Origin of the sequence: Pseudomonas sp. BE134 (assembly GCF_031456105.1) — a bacterium.
Lineage (GTDB): Bacteria > Pseudomonadota > Gammaproteobacteria > Pseudomonadales > Pseudomonadaceae > Aquipseudomonas.
Genome location: NZ_JAVDUA010000004.1, coordinates 89,046 through 106,649, shown reverse-complemented (window position 1 = coordinate 106,649; position 17,604 = coordinate 89,046). Strand labels below are relative to the sequence as shown.

16 protein-coding genes are annotated in these 17,604 nt (G+C 58.6%); 2 read left to right on the top strand and 14 right to left on the bottom strand.

The annotated features are described in order from the left end of the window. Positions 1–27 precede the first annotated feature (27 nt). The gene (locus J2Y56_RS05340; RefSeq protein WP_007944890.1) at positions 28–1,653 is read left to right on the top strand and encodes a glucan biosynthesis protein D; all 1,626 of its coding nucleotides are present in this window, start codon (positions 28–30) and stop codon (positions 1,651–1,653) included. Between the two features lie 209 nt (positions 1,654–1,862). Here J2Y56_RS05340 and J2Y56_RS05335 read toward each other — a convergent pair whose 3' ends face one another. From J2Y56_RS05335 to J2Y56_RS05325, 3 genes are all read right to left on the bottom strand, one after another. Further along, on the bottom strand, positions 1,863–2,969 hold the full coding sequence (locus J2Y56_RS05335; RefSeq protein ID WP_007944889.1) for an NADH:flavin oxidoreductase/NADH oxidase: 1,107 nt from the start codon (positions 2,967–2,969) through the stop codon (positions 1,863–1,865). A 200-nt stretch (positions 2,970–3,169) separates the two neighbouring features. After that, complete coding sequence (recJ, locus tag J2Y56_RS05330) at positions 3,170–4,879, bottom strand: single-stranded-DNA-specific exonuclease RecJ (RefSeq protein ID WP_007944887.1); 1,710 nt, start codon at positions 4,877–4,879, stop codon at positions 3,170–3,172. A gap of 66 nt (positions 4,880–4,945) precedes the next feature. Then, a complete protein-coding gene (locus tag J2Y56_RS05325) occupies positions 4,946–5,488 on the bottom strand; it encodes a YaeQ family protein (protein ID WP_007944886.1) in 543 nt (180 codons plus the stop codon). Between the two features lie 147 nt (positions 5,489–5,635). Between J2Y56_RS05325 and J2Y56_RS05320 the strand changes: the two genes are divergently transcribed. Continuing rightward, positions 5,636–6,835: a CaiB/BaiF CoA-transferase family protein gene (locus J2Y56_RS05320; RefSeq protein ID WP_007944885.1), complete on the top strand. Its 1,200-nt coding sequence runs from the start codon at positions 5,636–5,638 to the stop codon at positions 6,833–6,835. A gap of 196 nt (positions 6,836–7,031) precedes the next feature. Here the strand turns inward: J2Y56_RS05320 and J2Y56_RS05315 are convergent, their stop codons facing one another. The 11 genes from J2Y56_RS05315 to ffh all read right to left on the bottom strand — a co-directional run bounded on the left by J2Y56_RS05315 (position 7,032) and on the right by ffh (position 17,444). After that, a complete protein-coding gene (locus J2Y56_RS05315; RefSeq protein ID WP_007944884.1) occupies positions 7,032–7,319 on the bottom strand; it encodes a DUF3509 domain-containing protein in 288 nt (95 codons plus the stop codon). A gap of 162 nt (positions 7,320–7,481) precedes the next feature. Beyond that, a complete protein-coding gene (locus J2Y56_RS05310; protein WP_310349059.1) occupies positions 7,482–8,834 on the bottom strand; it encodes a transporter substrate-binding domain-containing protein in 1,353 nt (450 codons plus the stop codon). A gap of 119 nt (positions 8,835–8,953) precedes the next feature. Next, on the bottom strand, positions 8,954–10,363 hold the full coding sequence (gene thrC, locus J2Y56_RS05305; protein WP_150781633.1) for a threonine synthase: 1,410 nt from the start codon (positions 10,361–10,363) through the stop codon (positions 8,954–8,956). 103 nt (positions 10,364–10,466) lie between these two features. After that, the gene (locus J2Y56_RS05300; RefSeq protein ID WP_007944880.1) at positions 10,467–11,771 is read right to left on the bottom strand and encodes a homoserine dehydrogenase; all 1,305 of its coding nucleotides are present in this window, start codon (positions 11,769–11,771) and stop codon (positions 10,467–10,469) included. A 133-nt stretch (positions 11,772–11,904) separates the two neighbouring features. Continuing rightward, positions 11,905–12,636 (bottom strand): bifunctional protein-disulfide isomerase/oxidoreductase DsbC, encoded by a 732-nt coding sequence (dsbC, locus tag J2Y56_RS05295; RefSeq protein ID WP_007944878.1) that lies wholly within the window; start codon positions 12,634–12,636, stop codon positions 11,905–11,907. Between the two features lie 195 nt (positions 12,637–12,831). After that, entirely contained in the window at positions 12,832–13,728 is an 897-nt protein-coding gene (xerD, locus tag J2Y56_RS05290) for a site-specific tyrosine recombinase XerD (RefSeq protein ID WP_007944877.1), read from the bottom strand. 144 nt (positions 13,729–13,872) lie between these two features. Then, the gene (rplS, locus tag J2Y56_RS05285; protein ID WP_003175895.1) at positions 13,873–14,223 is read right to left on the bottom strand and encodes a 50S ribosomal protein L19; all 351 of its coding nucleotides are present in this window, start codon (positions 14,221–14,223) and stop codon (positions 13,873–13,875) included. Between the two features lie 45 nt (positions 14,224–14,268). Then, a complete protein-coding gene (gene trmD, locus J2Y56_RS05280) occupies positions 14,269–15,021 on the bottom strand; it encodes a tRNA (guanosine(37)-N1)-methyltransferase TrmD (RefSeq protein WP_007944874.1) in 753 nt (250 codons plus the stop codon). Positions 15,022–15,023: 2 nt separating this feature from the next. Further along, entirely contained in the window at positions 15,024–15,560 is a 537-nt protein-coding gene (gene rimM / locus J2Y56_RS05275) for a ribosome maturation factor RimM (RefSeq protein ID WP_007944873.1), read from the bottom strand. Positions 15,561–15,565: 5 nt separating this feature from the next. Further along, positions 15,566–15,817 carry a 30S ribosomal protein S16 gene (gene rpsP, locus J2Y56_RS05270; RefSeq protein ID WP_007944872.1) on the bottom strand — a complete coding sequence of 84 codons (252 nt, stop codon included), beginning with the start codon at positions 15,815–15,817 and terminating at the stop codon, positions 15,566–15,568. A gap of 250 nt (positions 15,818–16,067) precedes the next feature. Further along, positions 16,068–17,444 carry a signal recognition particle protein gene (gene ffh / locus J2Y56_RS05265; protein ID WP_007944871.1) on the bottom strand — a complete coding sequence of 459 codons (1,377 nt, stop codon included), beginning with the start codon at positions 17,442–17,444 and terminating at the stop codon, positions 16,068–16,070. Between the last annotated feature and the right edge of the window lie 160 nt (positions 17,445–17,604).

The window sequence follows — 17,604 nt, the reverse complement described above, 5'->3', positions numbered from 1 at the left end:
CGGGATTGCTCACGACAGGTTGTACTTATGCATCGCAGGAATTTGCTCAAAGCGTCCATGGCTATTGCGGCCTACACCGGTTTGTCGGCCACCGGCCTGCTGGCCGCCCGTGCCTGGGCGGGCAACGATACTGCGGATGGCGAGGCCCAGGCGTTCGATTTTGAAGCGCTGAAGATTCAAGCCAGGCAACTAGCCGGCAACCGCTATCAGGACACCAAACAGGTGCTGCCGCCGACGCTGGCGACCATGACGCCGCAGAATTTCAACGCCATCCGCTACGATGCGAATCACTCGCTGTGGAAGGATTTGAACGGTCAGCTGGACGTGCAGTTTTTCCACGTCGGCATGGGGTTCAAGCAGCCGGTGCGCATGTACAGCGTCAATCCCAAGACGCGTCAGGCGCGGGAGGTGCATTTCCGCCCTTCCCTGTTCAACTATGAAAGAACCACGGTCGACACCAAGCAGCTCGCGGGTGATCTTGGATTTTCCGGATTCAAGTTGTTCAAGGCCCCGGAGCTGGACCGGCACGATGTGTTGTCCTTCCTCGGCGCCAGTTATTTCCGTGCGGTGGATAACACCGGGCAATACGGGCTGTCGGCACGCGGGCTGGCGATTGATACGTACGGCAAGAAGCGCGAGGAGTTTCCAGACTTCACCAAGTTCTGGTTCGAGACACCGGACAAGGACAGCACCCGCTTTGTGGTCTATGCCCTGCTGGATTCGCCGAGTGCCACCGGCGCTTACCGCTTCGACATCGATTGCCAGGCCAACCAGGTTGTCATGGGTGTCGATGCCCATATCAACGCGCGTACCGCCATAGAGCAATTGGGCATCGCGCCGATGACCAGCATGTTCAGCTGCGGTACCCATGAGCGGCGCATGTGCGACACCATTCACCCGCAGATCCACGATTCGGATCGTCTGGCGATGTGGCGCGGTAACGGTGAATGGATCTGCCGCCCGCTGAACAACCCGGCGACCCTGCAATTCAATGCCTTCGCCGACACCGATCCAAAGGGTTTCGGCCTGGTCCAGACCGACCATGAGTTCGCCAGCTATCAGGACACTGTCGACTGGTACAGCAAGCGCCCGAGCCTGTGGGTAGAACCTACAACCGCGTGGGGCGAAGGCTCTATCGATCTGCTGGAAATTCCTACAACCGGCGAGACGCTGGATAACATCGTCGCATTCTGGACCCCGAAAAAACCGGTGCTGGCCGGGGATTCCCTGAATTACGGCTACAAGCTCTACTGGAGCGCGCTGCCACCAGTCGGCACGCCGCTGGCGCGGGTCAACGCGACCCGTTCGGGCATGGGCGGCTTCACTGAGGGCTGGGCGCCGGGCGAGCATTACCCTGAGGTATGGGCGCGGCGCTTTGCGGTGGACTTCACCGGTGGTGGTCTGGATCGCTTACCGGAAGGTGCCGGGATTGAGCCGGTGGTGACGTGCTCCAACGGACAGGTGAAGGACTTCAACGTGTTGGTGCTGGATGACATCAAGGGTTACCGCATTACCTTTGACTGGTTCCCGACCAATGATAGCGTCGAGCCGGTGGAGCTGAGGTTGTTCATTCGGACCAATGACCGCACATTGAGCGAGACCTGGTTGTACCAGTATTTTCCGCCGGCGCCGGACAAGCGTAAGTACACCTGATAGTCATTGGGTGCCTGGGCTGGCCCCTTCGCCAGCAGGCTAGCTCCCACAGTGGATCGCCATAAGACACAGATTTTGTGTATGACAAAGATCAACTGTGGGAGCTAGCCTGCTGGCGATGGGGCCGGTCCAGTATTACAAAAATACCGGCCAAAAATCACAAAAGCCCCGATCACAACGATCGGGGCTTTTTGTTTTCAGAGCCTCACTCAGTCACGCAAATCCGACTCATGAATCGGCTGTTCCCGGTGCGTCGCCCGCTGGTACTGCGCCGGCCAGATCGCCTTGCGCCCTCCCAGATCATCATCGGCATGCAGCGGCCAATACGGATCACGCAACAGTTCCCGCGCCAGGAAGATGATGTCCGCCTGGCACGTGCGCAAGATATGCTCGGCCTGGGCCGGTTCGGTAATCATGCCGACCGTGCCTGTGGCAATCCCCGACTCCTTGCGCACGCGCTCGGCGAAGCGGGTTTGATAACCGGGGCCTGTCGGAATTTCGGCATTGGCCGCCGTACCGCCTGACGAAACGTCGATCAGGTCCACGCCCAACGCCTGGAGGCGTCGCGCCAGCTCAACGGTTTCGTCCGGGTTCCAGCCGTCTTCCACCCAATCGGTAGCCGACACCCGCACGAACAGCGGCAGCTCTTCAGGCCACACCGCACGCACCGCTTCGGTGACTTGCAGCACCAGCCGAATGCGATTCTCGAACGAACCGCCATATTGATCGCGTCGCTGATTGCTCAGCGGTGATAGAAATTGATGCAACAGGTAACCGTGGGCGGCGTGTATTTCGACCACTTTGAAACCGGCTGTCAGTGCGCGCTTGGCCGAATCAACAAAGGCCTGAACGACCTCAGCGATCTCGCTTTCATCGAGTTGTCGTGGGTGGGTGTGCTGCGGGTCAAAGGCAATCGTCGACGGGCCCACCGGCACCCAGCCGCCGTCTTCGGGTTTGACGCTGCCATGGTTGCCGAGCCACGGCCGATGGGTGCTGGCTTTACGCCCGGCATGTGCCAACTGGATACCGGCCACGGCGCCCTGTGCAGCGATAAAGCGCGTAATGCGTTGCAGGGGTTCGATCTGTTCGTCGTTCCACAGGCCGAGGTCCTGGGCGGTGATGCGCCCGTCGGCGGTGACTGCCGTGGCTTCGGTAAACACCAGGCCGGCGCCGCCGACCGCGCGACTGCCGAGGTGAACGAGGTGCCAGTCATTGGCCAGCCCATCGACGCTGGAGTACTGGCACATTGGGGAAACCGCGATACGGTTGAGCAGGGTCAATTGACGCAGGGTATAGGGTTCAAGCAGCAGACTCATGGGTCACCTCTCGTATCAGTGGGCAGGCTCCAGGGTTCTGTTTGAAAAGTCGACGAGTGACAGGAAAAAGACGCAGCACCCGCCCCCGCGGGCAAAAAATTCGACAAGACGTCACAAGGATAATCAAGCAGTGATTAGAGCCTAGTCGACATCGGGGAGATGAGGGAGGGTTCCTGGGATATTTGGCGTCAGGGAGATCGCTATCGCGGTTCGATGTGGGCAATCATTAGCTGCACGGTTTCGTTACCGCGAAACTCGTTGAGGTCGAGTTTGTAGGCCAGTTCCACCCACTTGATGGTCGGGTTCGGCCAGATTTCGCGGTCGATGCCGAAGGCGATACCGTCTAGTTTCACCGAACCGCATTCGCTTTTTAGCACCACTTTCAGGTGACGTTCGCCGACGACACGCTGCTCGACCAACTGGAACACGCCATGGAACAACGGCTCGGGAAAGTGCTGCCCCCATGGACCGGCATGACGCAGGGCGCGGGCCAGTTCGAGGTGGAACTCTTCGACCGCCAGCGTGCCGTCCGACAGCAGGCGCCCGGTCAGGTCTTCTTCGCGCAATTGCCGGCGCACTTCCGCGTCGAAGGCCTCGGCGAACAGCGGAAAATTCGCTTCCGGCAGAGTCAAGCCAGCCGCCATGGCGTGGCCGCCGTATTTGCTGATCAGGTTGGGATGCTGCGCCGCCACCACGCTCAACGCATCGCGAATGTGGAAACCCTGTACCGAACGCCCCGAGCCCTTGAGCAAGCCATCGCCGGCATCGGCAAAGGCGATGGTCGGACGGAAATAGCGCTCTTTCATACGCGAAGCGAGGATACCGATGACACCCTGGTGCCACTCGGGATCAAACAGACACAAACCGAACGGCATCGACTCGACCGGCAAATCCTTCAGTTGCGCCAGCGCTTCACGCTGCATGCCCTGCTCGATGGATTTGCGGTCCTGGTTCATGCCGTCGAGTTGCACGGCCATTTCCCGCGCCATCCCCGTGTCGTCGGTGAGCAGGCACTCGATGCCCAGGCTCATGTCGTCCAGGCGCCCTGCTGCGTTCAGGCGCGGGCCGACAATGAAGCCCAAATCCGTGGAAGTGATACGGGCATGATCACGCTTGGCCACTTCAAGGATGGCCTTGATTCCCGGCCGGGCACGTCCGGCGCGAATCCGCTCCAGGCCCTGGTGCACCAGAATCCGGTTGTTGGCATCCAGCGGCACCACATCTGCAACACTGCCCAGCGCGACCAGATCCAGCAACTCGCCGATGTTCGGTTGCGGCTTGCTTTCGTACCAGCCGAGGCTGCGCAGTCGGGCGCGAAGGGCCATCAGCACATAGAAAATCACCCCGACGCCGGCCAGCGCCTTGCTCGGGAAGTCGCACCCTGGCTGGTTTGGATTGACGATGGCATCGGCCAGCGGCAATTCATCGCCGGGCAAGTGGTGGTCGGTGACCAACACGTTGAGGCCGGCCTTTTTCGCCGCCGCCACGCCTTCGACACTGGAGATGCCGTTGTCCACGGTGATCAGCAATTGCGGCGTGCGGGTCAAGGCCACTTCGACGATTTCAGGCGTCAGGCCGTAGCCGTACTCAAACCGGTTCGGCACCAGATAATCGACGTGAGCCGCGCCCAGCAGGCGCAAACCCAATACGCCCACGGTACTGGCCGTCGCACCATCGGCGTCAAAGTCGCCGACGATCAGAATGCGCTGGCGCTGCTCCAGCGCCGTCACCAGCAAATCCACGGCGGCTTCAATGCCCTTGAGCTGCTGAAACGGAATCAGCCGCGCCAGGCTCTTGTCCAGTTCCGCCTCGGTCAGCACGCCCCGCGCCGCGTACAGGCGGGTCAGCAGCGGCGGCAGATCACCGAGAAATGGCAGGGTGTCGGGCAACAGGCGAGGTTCGATGCGCATGGGGTGACAGGTGCTTCTCTTGAATACGTTGGATAAAACCGAGTGAAACGGGACTGCAGCGATTGATCAGCCGCGTTCGCCGCTCAACCATTGCAACTGGACTTCGTGCTGACCACGATCGTCGGTGACGAAAATCGTCCCTTCACTGATCATCACGTCCCACTTGATTACCCGTGGCATGTCTTTGGCCAGGGTTTCCAGCACTTCCTGCGGCACGGCAGCAATGTGCACGTTTTTCAGGTTTTTGATGGCCGGGATCACTTTGGTTTCCCAGACGCGCAAGCTGCCGTAAGCCAGCAGGCTGGTGCGTTCGGTGCGACGCGAGCACCAGGTCAGGCGATCGGCGTCTGGCTGGCCGACTTCGATCCAGTGCAGGACGCGGTCGTCCAGGCTCTTTTCCCACAAGGCGGGTTCATCCACGTCCGACAGACCACGGCCGAATGACAGCTGCTCGTTGTACCAGAAGGCGTAGGCCAGCAGCCGCACGGTCATGCGTTCTTCGGTTTCCGAAGGGTGACGGGCGATGGTCTGCTTCACGGTCTCGTAAACGCTGCGGTCGAGGTCGGTGAGGTTCAGTTCAAACTTGTAGGTCGTGGACGGCTGGGCCATGAACGGGCTTCTTGATACGGGGAAAGGCGGCAAGTCTAACCGATGCTGTAGGTAATCATCGAACTGAAGGCGATTCTGCTTGCTCGTCTGACGTTCGGCTATGTTAAAACGGCGTATTCGCCCAGCCTTTGTCCTACAGGATCCCGCATGCCGCTCTCCGGAAAACCACTCTCAGGTCTGAAAGTCATTGAATTGGGTACCCTGATCGCCGGGCCGTTTGCCTCGCGCATTTGCGGTGAGTTTGGCGCCGAAGTGATCAAGATCGAATCCCCCGACGGTGGCGATCCGTTGCGCAAATGGCGAAAGCTGTACGAAGGCACCTCGCTGTGGTGGTTCGTTCAGGCGCGTAACAAAAAGTCCCTGACCCTGAACCTGAAACACCCCGACGGCCTGGCGATTCTGAAAAAGCTGCTCAGCGAAGCGGACATCCTGATCGAGAACTTTCGCCCTGGCGTCCTGGAAAAGCTCGGCCTGGGCTGGGAAGTCCTGCATGCATTGAACCCGAAGCTGGTGATGGTGCGCCTCTCCGGTTTCGGTCAGACCGGGCCGATGAAAGATCAACCCGGTTTTGGCGCGGTCGGTGAATCCATGGGTGGCCTGCGCTACATCACCGGGTTCGAGGACCGGCCACCGGTGCGCACCGGAATTTCCATCGGCGACTCGATTGCGGCGCTCTGGGGTGTGATCGGCGCACTGATGGCCCTGCGTCATCGCGAAGTGAACGGCGGTCTCGGCCAAGTGGTCGACGTGGCGCTGTACGAAGCAATCTTCGCGATGATGGAAAGCATGGTGCCGGAGTTCGATGTGTTTGGTTTTATTCGCGAACGCACCGGTAACATCATGCCGGGCATCACGCCCTCCTCGATCCACACCAGCGCCGACGGCAAACATGTGCAGATCGGCGCCAATGGCGATGCGATTTTCAAACGTTTCATGCTGATCATCGGCCGCGACGACCTGGCCAATGACCCAGTGCTGGCCAGCAATGACGGGCGTGATGGCCGTCGCGACGAGATTTATGGGGTGATCGACCGCTGGGTCAATTCGCTGCCACTGGACACGGTCATCGAACGGCTGAATCAAGCGGACGTCCCGGCCAGCCGGATCTTCAGCGCCGAAGACATGTTCAGCGATCCGCAGTACCTGGCCCGGGAAATGTTCCTGCAGGCCAAGCTTCCGGATGGCAAGGATTTCAAGATGCCGGGTATTGTGCCGAAACTCTCTGAAACACCTGGCACTTCAGAATGGGTCGGGCCGCAACTCGGTGAGCACAACGCACAAGTGCTCCAGGAACTTGGCTATGACGCGCTGCAAATTGCACAATTGCGCAAAGATGGGGCTATCTAAGCTCAAGCGCTGATTCTGCGTTACGGCCAATCGCAGGCAAAAAGAAACCCCGAGAAGTGGGGAGACGACTCGGGGTCAAACGTGGCCTACATAAAGACCCGTAGCAGCAAGCTACAAGCACCGGAGCACAATGCTTGATCCTGCTGTTGTAGGGTCTGACTGACTTTGTCGCGGGATGGTTCCCACAAAAATCACTTCAATTTCGGCTGGCCAGGATTTTGTCCTGAGCCGCATTACGCAATGCCGCGATGACACAGGGCTCCAGCCGTCCTTCGGCAATGAGTACGTCGCGGTGCAATCCGTCGACGACGTCGGTCAGCAGACGTTTGTCGGTCAGCTGCGCTTGATTGAATGCGCGTTCGACGACAATCGCGCCCGTCGTATTCTTCAATGTCACCAGGCATTCACCCTGGGCGCCCGACGGAGTCAGCGTGACCTGATAGGGGCTCAGCGCCTCTACGAGCAATAGACTAATACTTTCCATCTCGATCACCACTCAATAGTCCGAAAACAAAGTGCCTGGGGTCTGCTCACCATTAATGACCACTGGCCCGAGAAGAAAGTTCTGGATTTCAGGTGCAGGCGCGTCGGCGCCTCTGGTTGATAGAGCATGCACGGCGAAGATGACAAGGAGAAAACAAAGGCTTCACTCTCCTCGTCGCCGACTTCTGTCGGTCCAGCCTCCCAATAAACCTCGCAATTGGCCGTCGGCGCTGTAGAACGGCACAGTCCATTGGTAAACGTTCCTGACGCCATTGTGAAACAACAAATGACGCTCAATGAACCGGGGTTGGCGCGTGGCGAGCTGGACGGTAAATTCGGCATGCAGAAGTTCGGCGGTCGCCTTGGGCAGAAGGTCGAGCTCGATCAGCTGTCGCCCCTGAACCTGATCAAAACGGGTCGACAAGCCTTCCTCATAACTCTTGTTGCAAATGACCATCCGCCCTTCCAGGTCACGTACAAACATCGGGTCGGGCATCGCGTCCATCATCGCCTGCTGGAAGGCCAGTTGATCGCTGAGACTTTTCTCGGCCTTCAGGCGATGCTGGATCAGTACCGTCAGACGTCGATTCCAGAGCAAGGACAGCAGGCCGAACACGCTGACTATACAAATGCCCCAACACCCCCACTGGGTGAACCGTTGCCATCCAGTCGGCTCACGCACCGGGCCGATCCCGTTGAGCCACTTCGAGCGAATGGCACGCAACTCGGCAGGCGGAAACGCCTCGAGCGCCTTGTTGAGGACGCTGAGCAACTGCGGCTGACCTTTGCGTATTGTCAGGTAGTCCGCTTCCCATTTGCCCTCCACCGTACGCCCCACCTTGAGTTGTCCCGACGGGTAGAGCTGCGCGCCGGTTTCATTTTCGATGGTGGCGTAGGCATCTCCGCTCTCGACCAAGGCCCTGGCCTCGGCGTACGTTTTGACCGAGCGTAGCTCGATGGAGGGAAAGTCACGACGAATCACCGGCTCCAGCGCATGCCTGGCCGGCAGCACCACCACCCTTTTCATCAGTTGCTCCAGAGACTGGATCTCAGGCAAACCCGCCCGTCCGACAAATACCCACCCCGCTCCTCCGAATGCATGACTGAAATCCAGGAACGTCTTGCGTTCGTCGTTCATCGCCAGCGTCGTGCTCATGTCCGCCGCGCCACTCTCCAGCCTCTCAAGCAATTGGGCGGTGGAAAACGACTCCTCATGAATAAACTGCAACCCCGTCATCTCACCGATGCGATTGAGGAGGTCATTGTTCAAACCGCTCCATTGACCGTGCTCATCCTTGAACAGATACAGCGGATATTGAGTCGACGCGACGATGATTTGCGGGTTTTCGGCCATCCATTTTTTTTCTTCGGCATTCAGCTCAATCATCACGCCAATGACAGAGCCCTTTGCCTCGGAAATCGCCAATTGTGCCGACAGCGCCGTTTGAATAAAGCCGATGGCGCTGACTAAAAACACCCAGCACACAGCTGGTTTGAACCCTCTACAAAACCACATTGCCACTTCCTTCGTGATCAACTCACCCTTTCCTCACGGGCGAAAACGCTACAAGTGTGGCACGCAGAAATGAGAAAGCCCGTCAGGAGACGGGCTTCAAAATGTGACAGCTTTTACGGTTACAGCGGCTTGCCGCGGTTGCCATGCTGACTGACAAAGGCCTGCACGGCTTTCAGGTCGTTTGGCAACACGGTGCAACGCTCATCTCTCTCAAACAAATCAGAAAGATGTGCAGGGAGCTCAAGCGCTTTTCCTACGCCAGCCTTCTCCACTGCGTCCGGGAATTTGACTGGATGCGCGGTGCCGAGAATCACCATTGGAATATCCAGGCTGCGACGGCACTCGCGTGCAGCTTTCACGCCGATGGCCGTGTGAGGGTCCAGCAGCTCGCCGGTTTGCTCGTACACCTCGGCGATGGTTTCGCAGGTTTGCACGTCGTCCACGGACAGCGAATCAAACAGTTTGCGGGCTTCGGTCCAGCGCTCCTCTTCGACGCTGAAACCACCACCCTGTTTGAAGCTGTCCATTAGCCCGGCAATCGCCGCGCCATTGCGACCGTGCAAGTCGAACAGCAGGCGTTCGAAGTTCGACGACACCATGATGTCCATCGACGGCGACAGCGTGGCGTGCAGGGTTTCCTTGACGTACTGGTTGCCGCTCATGAAGCGGTGCAGGATGTCGTTGCGGTTAGTGGCGACGATCAACTGGTTGATCGGCAGGCCCATGTTGCGCGCCAGGTAACCGGCGAAGATGTCGCCGAAGTTGCCGGTTGGCACCGAGAACGATACCGAACGCGCCGGGCCTCCGAGCTGCAGGGCGGCGTGGAAGTAGTAGACGATCTGGGCCATGATCCGCGCCCAGTTGATCGAGTTCACCGCGACCAGACGCGTACCTTTGAGGAAGCTCTGGTCAGCGAAGCTCGCCTTGACCATTTCCTGGCAGTCATCGAAGTTGCCATCGATGGCGATGTTGTGGATGTTCTCGCCGAAAATGGTGGTCATCTGCCGACGCTGCACTTCGGACACGCGGTTGTGCGGGTGCAGGATGAAGATGTCGACGTTTTCGCAATGCTTGCAGCCTTCGATGGCGGCCGAACCGGTATCACCGGAAGTCGCGCCGACAATCACCACACGCTCGCCGCGCTTTTCCAGCACGTAGTCGAGCAGGCGACCGAGCAGTTGCAGGGCGAAGTCTTTAAACGCCAAGGTTGGGCCGTGGAACAGTTCCAGCACCCACTCGTTGCCGTTCAACTGACGCAGTGGCGCTACGGCGTTGTGCGAGAACACACCGTACGTTTCTTCGAGAATCTTTTTGAAATCGGCATCAGGGATGCTGCCGGTCACGAACGGGCGCATCACCCGGAAGGCCAGCTCGTGATATGGCAGGCCGGCCCAGGAAGCGATTTCTTCCTGGGTGAAACGTGGCAGGTTTTCCGGGACGTACAGACCGCCGTCTGTGGCGAGACCGGCCAGCAGGACGTCTTCGAAATTCAGGGCCGGTGCCTGGCCGCGGGTACTGATATAGCGCATTTTTTCAAACCTTCGGTTTGAGCCTCAAGATTCAAGCTTCAAGCTGCAAGCTGAGCAACACTGGTCTCTAGCTTGCAACTTTCAGCTTGCAGCTTGCAGCTGCTTAGTTAAGGTGTTCGACACGGATCCGTACAACCGGACCGACAACACCGGTCAACGCTTCAAGGGCGGCAATCGCGTCGTTCATGTGCTGTTCCAGCACACGGTGAGTCAGCATGATCATCGGCACCAGACCGTCATGCTCTTCCACTTCTTTCTGCATGATCGATTCGATGTTGATGCCACGCTCCGACAGGATGCTCGCCACCTGAGCCAACACGCCCGGATGGTCCTTGGCCTGAATGCGCAGGTAGTAGGCGCTTTCGCAGGATTCGATCGGCAGGATCGGATGCGCCGACAGCGAGTCCGGCTGGAAGGCCAGATGCGGTACGCGGTTTTCCGGGTCGGAGGTCATGGCGCGAACCACGTCCACCAGGTCGGCGATCACCGACGAAGCGGTTGGCTCCATGCCCGCACCTGCGCCGTAGAACAGCGTCGAACCGGCCGCATCGCCGTTGACCATGACCGCGTTCATCACGCCGTTGACGTTGGCGATCAGGCGATCAGCCGGGATCAGCGTCGGGTGTACGCGCAGTTCGATACCGGCAGGCGTGCTGCGTGCCACACCGAGGTGCTTGATGCGGTAGCCCAACGCTTCGGCGTAGTTCACGTCAGCGGTGGTCAGCTTGGTGATGCCTTCGGTGTAGGCCTTGTCGAATTGCAGCGGGATACCGAACGCGATGGAGGCCAGAATCGTCAGCTTGTGGGCTGCGTCGATGCCTTCAACGTCGAAAGTCGGATCGGCTTCGGCGTAACCCAGGGCTTGCGCCTCGGCCAACACGTCTTCGAAGGTTCGGCCCTTTTCACGCATTTCGGTGAGGATGAAGTTGCCGGTGCCGTTGATGATCCCGGCGACCCAGTTGATGCGGTTGGCGGACAGGCCTTCACGGATCGCCTTGATCACCGGAATGCCGCCGGCCACAGCCGCTTCGAACGCCACAATCACGCCTTTCTCGCGAGCCTTGGCGAAAATTTCATTACCGTGAACGGCAATCAGTGCCTTGTTCGCGGTGACCACATGCTTGCCATTCTCGATGGCCTTGAGTACCAGCTCGCGGGCAACGGTGTAGCCGCCCACCAACTCTATAACGATGTCGATCTCAGGGTTCGTGGCCACTTCGAAGACATCGTTGGTAATCGCAATACCGGTCGTTTGGAACTGAGGCTTTGGCGTGCGCGTGGCAATTTGTGCCACTTCGATTCCACGCCCGGCACGACGAGCAATTTCCTCGGCGTTGCGCTGAAGTACGTTGAAGGTACCGCCACCGACGGTTCCTAACCCACAGATGCCTACTTTGACCGGTTTCACTGTGAACTCCCCATAAAACGGCCGACTCAAGGTCGGCCGTGAAAACAACCGCGTACTCGCGGTTCCCTATTAATGACCCGGCAATGTTGCTGCCGGACCATGATCGTCAATGGCTGACCGTGACGATTCGAATTTACTTCGCGCTCAGTGCCAGTTTGGCGACTTGTGGCGCTGGCTGGTAGCCCGGAATGACCTGACCGTCGGCCAAAACGATGGCCGGTGTACCATTCACGCCAATCGACTGACCGAGGGCGAACTGTTTGGAAACCGGGTTATCGCACTTGGCGGCCTTGATTTCCTTGCCGTCGACCATTTTGTCCATGGCGGCTTTCTTGTCTTTCGAGCACCAGACCGCTTGCAGCTGTTCGTCACCCGGCGATCCCAGACCCTGGCGCGGGAATGCGACATAACGCACTTCGATGCCACGTTTATTCAGCTCAGGCACTTCGGCGTGCAGTTTGTGACAGTACGGGCAGGTGGTGTCGGTAAACACCGTGATGTGCGACTTGGTTTCACCGATGGCCGGATACACCACGGTGTCCGCGACAGGAATTTCATTGACCAGTTTGGAAACGCCCAGGCGCTCGGTCTTCTCGGTCAGGTTGACCGGTTTGCCGTCCTTGAGCTGAAACATGTAGCCCTGAACCACGTACTGGCCATCGGCGCTGGCGTACAACACGCGGCTACCTTTGAGTTTGACTTCGTACAGACCTGGCAGCGGGCTGGCCGTGATGGTTTCGACGGGCACGTCGAGCTGGAGGTTTTCCAGACTTTTACGAATGGCTTTGTCGGCCGCGTCATCAGCGACGGCAAAGGTGCTGACCAACGCAATGGCGGCGGCGGCGAAAATCTGGGTCAGACGCATGAGAACTCCTGAAGGCGGACAAATGGGACGATCAGAACGCCCGTGCGATACACCGGGTCATAAACGCCCATCGTGCAAACCGGCAAAGCCTACCACATAAGGCTCGCGTGGCCGAATGCGCCTGATGCACGACATCTCGCTCACGCTGCACGACGCATTTATGCAGCTGGCGAAGCCTGCGTCGGCCGGTCCGCGCTAACCGCGCGGGTGGTGTTTGGCGTGCAAGTCCTGCAAGCGTGCACGGGCGACATGGGTGTAGATCTGCGTGGTGGACAAATCGCTGTGGCCAAGCAGCATTTGCACCACACGCAGGTCGGCGCCGTGGTTGAGCAGGTGCGTCGCAAAAGCGTGGCGAAGGGTGTGTGGTGACAACGACTTGCCGATTCCGGCGACCTTGGCCTGGTGCTTGATGCGATGCCAAAAGGTCTGGCGGGTCATCTGTTCGCCGCGCAGGCTGGGGAACAGCACATCACTGGGACGCCCGCCGAGCAACTCGCCACGGGCGTCGCGCATGTAGCGCTCGACCCAGACAATCGCTTCCTCGCCCATCGGCACCAAGCGCTCCTTGCTGCCCTTGCCCATGACCCGGAGCACACCCTGGCGCAAATTGACCTGCTCCAGCGTCAGGCTTATCAGCTCTGTCACCCGCAAACCACACGCATAAAGCACTTCGAGCATGGCGCGGTCACGTTGGCCGATGGCTTCGCTCAGATCCGGCGCCTTGAGCAAGGCTTCGACGTCGGCTTCCGACAGGGATTTCGGCAAGGGCCTGCCCAGCTGCGGCATGTCGACGCGCAAGGTGGGGTCAACCGCGATCAGTTTTTCCCGCAGCAAATAACGATAAAAGCCACGCACACCCGAGAGGAATCGCGCCGTGGATCGGGGTTTGTAGTTTTGCTCCAGTCGCCAGGCCAAGTGATCGAGGATCAACTCACGGCCAGCGTTGATCAACTCCAGTCCTTTCTCCTGCAACCAGCCGTTGAACAGCGCGAGGTCGCTGCGATAGGCATCGCGGGTGTTATCGGCAAGACCTTTTTCCAGCCACAGGGCGTCGAGAAATTGGTCTATCAGCGGATGATCAATGGCAGGCATAAAGGCTCAGGCAAGACAGGTAACGACTGGAAAGTGACGAACAGTCTTTCATAGCACGCGCACTCGCGGAACCATTGCCGGCATAAATCGCAGGCAACAAAAAAGCAGCCCGTAGGCTGCTTTTTTCTGCATCGGAAGCTGGACTTAAGCCAGTTTTTCCTTGATGCGAGCTGCTTTACCAGACAGGTCACGCAGGTAGTACAGCTTGGCTTTACGTACGTCACCGCGACGTTTAACGGCCATGCTGTCGATTTGCGGGCTGTAGGTCTGGAAAGTACGCTCTACGCCAACACCGTTGGAGATTTTACGAACGGTGAAAGCACTGTTTACGCCGCGGTTACGCTTGGCGATAACAACACCTTCGAACGCTTGCAGACGCGAACGGTCGCCTTCCTTCACTTTCACCTGAACGACAATGGTGTCGCCCGGGGCAAAGGTAGGGATCTCTTTGGTCATCTGCTCTGCTTCGAGTGCAAGGATGATTTTGTTAGTCATGCTGTGCTCCTAAGGTAAATCGTCGGATCTACCATCGATACGTTGTTAACTATCGTCCCGCTCGCGGATGTATTCCTCGAGCAGCTTCTTCTCTTCTCCAGAAAGCGAGCGGCTTTCCAGAAGATCGGCGCGTCGTTCAAAGGTCCTACCAAGGGACTGCTGTAAACGCCAACGCCGGATATGCGCGTGATTGCCACTTAGCAACACGTCGGGAACACGCTGATCCGCATACACCTCCGGTCGGGTGTAGTGCGGGCAATCCAGCAGACCATCCGTAAAGGAATCTTCCTCGGCGGAGTCCGCATGCCCTAAAGCTCCAGGCAGCAGTCGTGTAACCGCATCGATCAGGACCATCGCCGGCAGCTCGCCGCCAGACAGTACATAGTCGCCAATCGACCACTCTTCATCGACATGAGTATCTATAAAACGCTCGTCAATGCCTTCATAGCGGCCGGCAATCAGGATCAATGCATCCAGATTCGCCAACTCGCGCACCGCCGACTGAGTCAGTTGACGGCCTTGGGGGGACAGGTAAATTACCTTCGCCGCCTCCCCGGCTGCTGCCTTGGCCTGAACCAGTGCATCTTCCAGGGGCTTGATCTTCATCACCATGCCCGGACCACCGCCAAATGGGCGATCATCCACAGTGTGATGTCGATCCGTCGTGTAGTCTCGCGGGTTCCAACAGGTGAGCTGCAACAGCCCCTGTTTCACCGCCCGACTGGTGATGCCGTACTCGCTGATGGCGGAGAACATCTCGGGAAACAAACTGATCACTTCTACGCGCAAGTTAGCCACGCTTAGAAGTCCGCGTCCCAATCCACCTTCATCTCGCCTGCGGCCAGATCGACAGCCAACACGCATTGTTCCGTATAGGGCAACAGGCGTTCGCGATCATCCAGGCTGCCAGCGCAAGGCTTGACCACCATTACATCATTGGCGCCGGTTTCCAGAAGATGATCGATTTTCCCGAGCAATTGCCCGAGTTGATCAATAACCTTCAGACCTTCCAGCTGGTACCAGTAGTACTCGCCGTCGGTCAATTCAGGGAACAGGTTGCGCGGCACGCAGATCTCATAACCGGCCAGAAGACGGGCTTCTTCACGATCATCAAGACCCTTGAGCTTTGCGACCAGGAACTTGTCGTTCCCACGTCCGCTGACCAGCTCGACCTGTTTCACATTGCCTTCGCGCTTGAGCGTCCAGGTTTTGTACTGCAACAGGTTTTCTGTCGGATCAGTAAAGGAATACACCTTCACTTCGCCGCGAACGCCATGAACCGAATAAATTTTGCCAATAACGATCAAATCATCAGCAACAGCTGGCGTCGCGTTCATATTGCTCAGGCCGCAGCCTTAGCCGCGTCCTTCAACAACTGAGCAACACGCTCAGAAGGTTGTGCACCAACGCTCAGCCAGTAGGCTACGCGCTCTTGGTTCACGGACAGACGGACTTCTTGACCACGAGCAACAGGGTTGAAGAAACCAACCTGTTCCTTGTGCGAACCGTCGCGCGGGTTGCGGCTGTCGGTTACGGTCAAGTGGTAAAACGGGCGCTTTTTGGAGCCGCCAAGGGCAAGACGGATTGTTAGCATGTGAACATCGTTCCTGTAGTCGGTGCTGCAAATCTAAAGGCACAGCGGGCATAGGTGCCCGAAAGGCCGCATATTCTAAGGAATATCCGGACTTTTGCAAATGTCTTTTTCCGGCGGCCTATCGGACGCCATCCAGATTTGCTATAGAGCCGTCGTTGAAAACGGCCAGTCAGCTCCCGCCAAGTGCGGGTTTGCTGGAGTTCCCACTTCCTTGTGGGGTTGCGCAAGAGCAAGCCCTTGCGCGAATTCTTTACATCTTTGGCATGCCGCCGCCGGGCAACATACCGCCCATGCCGCGCATCATTTTGGCCATTCCGCCCTTGGCGGAGAATTTCTTCATCATCTTCTGCATCTGCTTGTGTTGCTTGATCAAGCGACCGATGTCCTGCACCTGAGTGCCGGAACCCATGGCGATCCGGCGTTTGCGCGAACCGCTGATCACATCAGGGTCGCGGCGCTCGGCCGGGGTCATGGAGTTGATGATGGCTTCCATCTGCTTGAATTGCTTTTCTGCCGCACCCTGGGCATTGCCCATCTGCGCCAGGTTCACGCCGCCCATGTTGGGCAGTTTGTCCATGAGACCGCCGAGGCCGCCCATGTTCTTCATTTGTTGCAACTGATCGCGGAAGTCTTCGAGATCGAAACCCTTGCCCTTCTTCAGTTTCTTGGCCAGTTTGTCGGCCTTGTCCTTGTCGAGGGTCGCTTCGGCCTGTTCGATCAGGCTGAGCACGTCGCCCATGCCGAGGATGCGCGAAGCAATACGCTCAGGATGGAACGGATCGAGCGCTTCGCTCTTCTCGCCCATACCGATGAACTTGATCGGCTTGCCGGTGATGGCTCGAACCGACAGGGCGGCACCGCCACGGGCATCGCCGTCGACCTTGGTCAGGATCACCCCGGTCAGCGGCAGTGCATCACCAAACGCCTTGGCGGTGTTGGCGGCGTCCTGGCCGGTCATGGCGTCAACCACGAACAGGGTTTCGACCGGGTTGATCGCGGCGTGCAGCGCCTTGATCTCGCCCATCATCTCTTCGTCGATGTGTAAACGACCGGCGGTATCGACGATGACCACATCAATGAACTTAAGCTTTGCTTCTTTAATAGCCGCTTGCGCGATGTCGACCGGCTTCTGGCTCAGGTCGGACGGGAAGAAGGTAACACCGACTTCACCCGCAAGCATTTCCAGCTGTTTGATTGCCGCCGGACGGTAAACGTCCGCGGACACGACCATGACCGACTTTTTCTTGCGCTCTTTAAGGAAGCGCGCAAGTTTGCCGGCGGTGGTGGTTTTACCCGCGCCCTGCAAACCGGCCATCAGGATCACGGCAGGTGGAACGGCGCTCAGGTTCAGGTCTTCGTTGGCCGCGCCCATCAGGCTTTCGAGCTCGGCCTGGACGATCTTCACAAAGGCCTGGCCCGGTGTCAGGCTGCGCGACACCTCGGTGCCGACAGCGCGTTCCTTGACCGAATTGACGAAGTCTTTGACCACGGGCAAGGCGACGTCGGCTTCGAGCAACGCCATGCGCACTTCACGCAGGGTGTCTTTGATGTTGTCTTCGGTCAGCTTGGCCTTGCCGGTGACATGGCGCAGCGTCTGCGAGAGACGGTCGGTTAAGTTTTCAAACATTGCGCGATCCTTTCAGGCCCTGTGTAGACCGGGATAATGGCGGCCCAGACCGGAATAAACATGTGCTCGGCGAGCCTGCGGCGTGGGCAGGTCGCGGATTATAGCGAAGACTGCGTCTGGCGGACACCTCACACTTTCGTGCGGCGGGGGTTCTATGCCA

What these genes read in the sequence shown, in the direction of transcription:
- J2Y56_RS05320 (WP_007944885.1), top strand. Translation starts at nt 5,636, where the DNA reads ATGCCGCTCTCCGGAAAACCACTCTCAGGTCTGAAAGTCATTGAATTG.
- rpsP (WP_007944872.1), bottom strand. Translation starts at nt 15,817, where the DNA reads ATGCTAACAATCCGTCTTGCCCTTGGCGGCTCCAAAAAGCGCCCGTTT.
- J2Y56_RS05310 (WP_310349059.1), bottom strand. Translation starts at nt 8,834, where the DNA reads ATGTGGTTTTGTAGAGGGTTCAAACCAGCTGTGTGCTGGGTGTTTTTA.
- xerD (WP_007944877.1), bottom strand. Translation starts at nt 13,728, where the DNA reads ATGCCTGCCATTGATCATCCGCTGATAGACCAATTTCTCGACGCCCTG.
- rimM (WP_007944873.1), bottom strand. Translation starts at nt 15,560, where the DNA reads ATGAACGCGACGCCAGCTGTTGCTGATGATTTGATCGTTATTGGCAAA.
- J2Y56_RS05340 (WP_007944890.1), top strand. Translation starts at nt 28, where the DNA reads ATGCATCGCAGGAATTTGCTCAAAGCGTCCATGGCTATTGCGGCCTAC.
- rplS (WP_003175895.1), bottom strand. Translation starts at nt 14,223, where the DNA reads ATGACTAACAAAATCATCCTTGCACTCGAAGCAGAGCAGATGACCAAA.
- thrC (WP_150781633.1), bottom strand. Translation starts at nt 10,363, where the DNA reads ATGCGCTATATCAGTACCCGCGGCCAGGCACCGGCCCTGAATTTCGAA.
- ffh (WP_007944871.1), bottom strand. Translation starts at nt 17,444, where the DNA reads ATGTTTGAAAACTTAACCGACCGTCTCTCGCAGACGCTGCGCCATGTC.
- dsbC (WP_007944878.1), bottom strand. Translation starts at nt 12,636, where the DNA reads ATGCGTCTGACCCAGATTTTCGCCGCCGCCGCCATTGCGTTGGTCAGC.
- J2Y56_RS05335 (WP_007944889.1), bottom strand. Translation starts at nt 2,969, where the DNA reads ATGAGTCTGCTGCTTGAACCCTATACCCTGCGTCAATTGACCCTGCTC.
- recJ (WP_007944887.1), bottom strand. Translation starts at nt 4,879, where the DNA reads ATGCGCATCGAACCTCGCCTGTTGCCCGACACCCTGCCATTTCTCGGT.
- J2Y56_RS05315 (WP_007944884.1), bottom strand. Translation starts at nt 7,319, where the DNA reads ATGGAAAGTATTAGTCTATTGCTCGTAGAGGCGCTGAGCCCCTATCAG.
- J2Y56_RS05325 (WP_007944886.1), bottom strand. Translation starts at nt 5,488, where the DNA reads ATGGCCCAGCCGTCCACGACCTACAAGTTTGAACTGAACCTCACCGAC.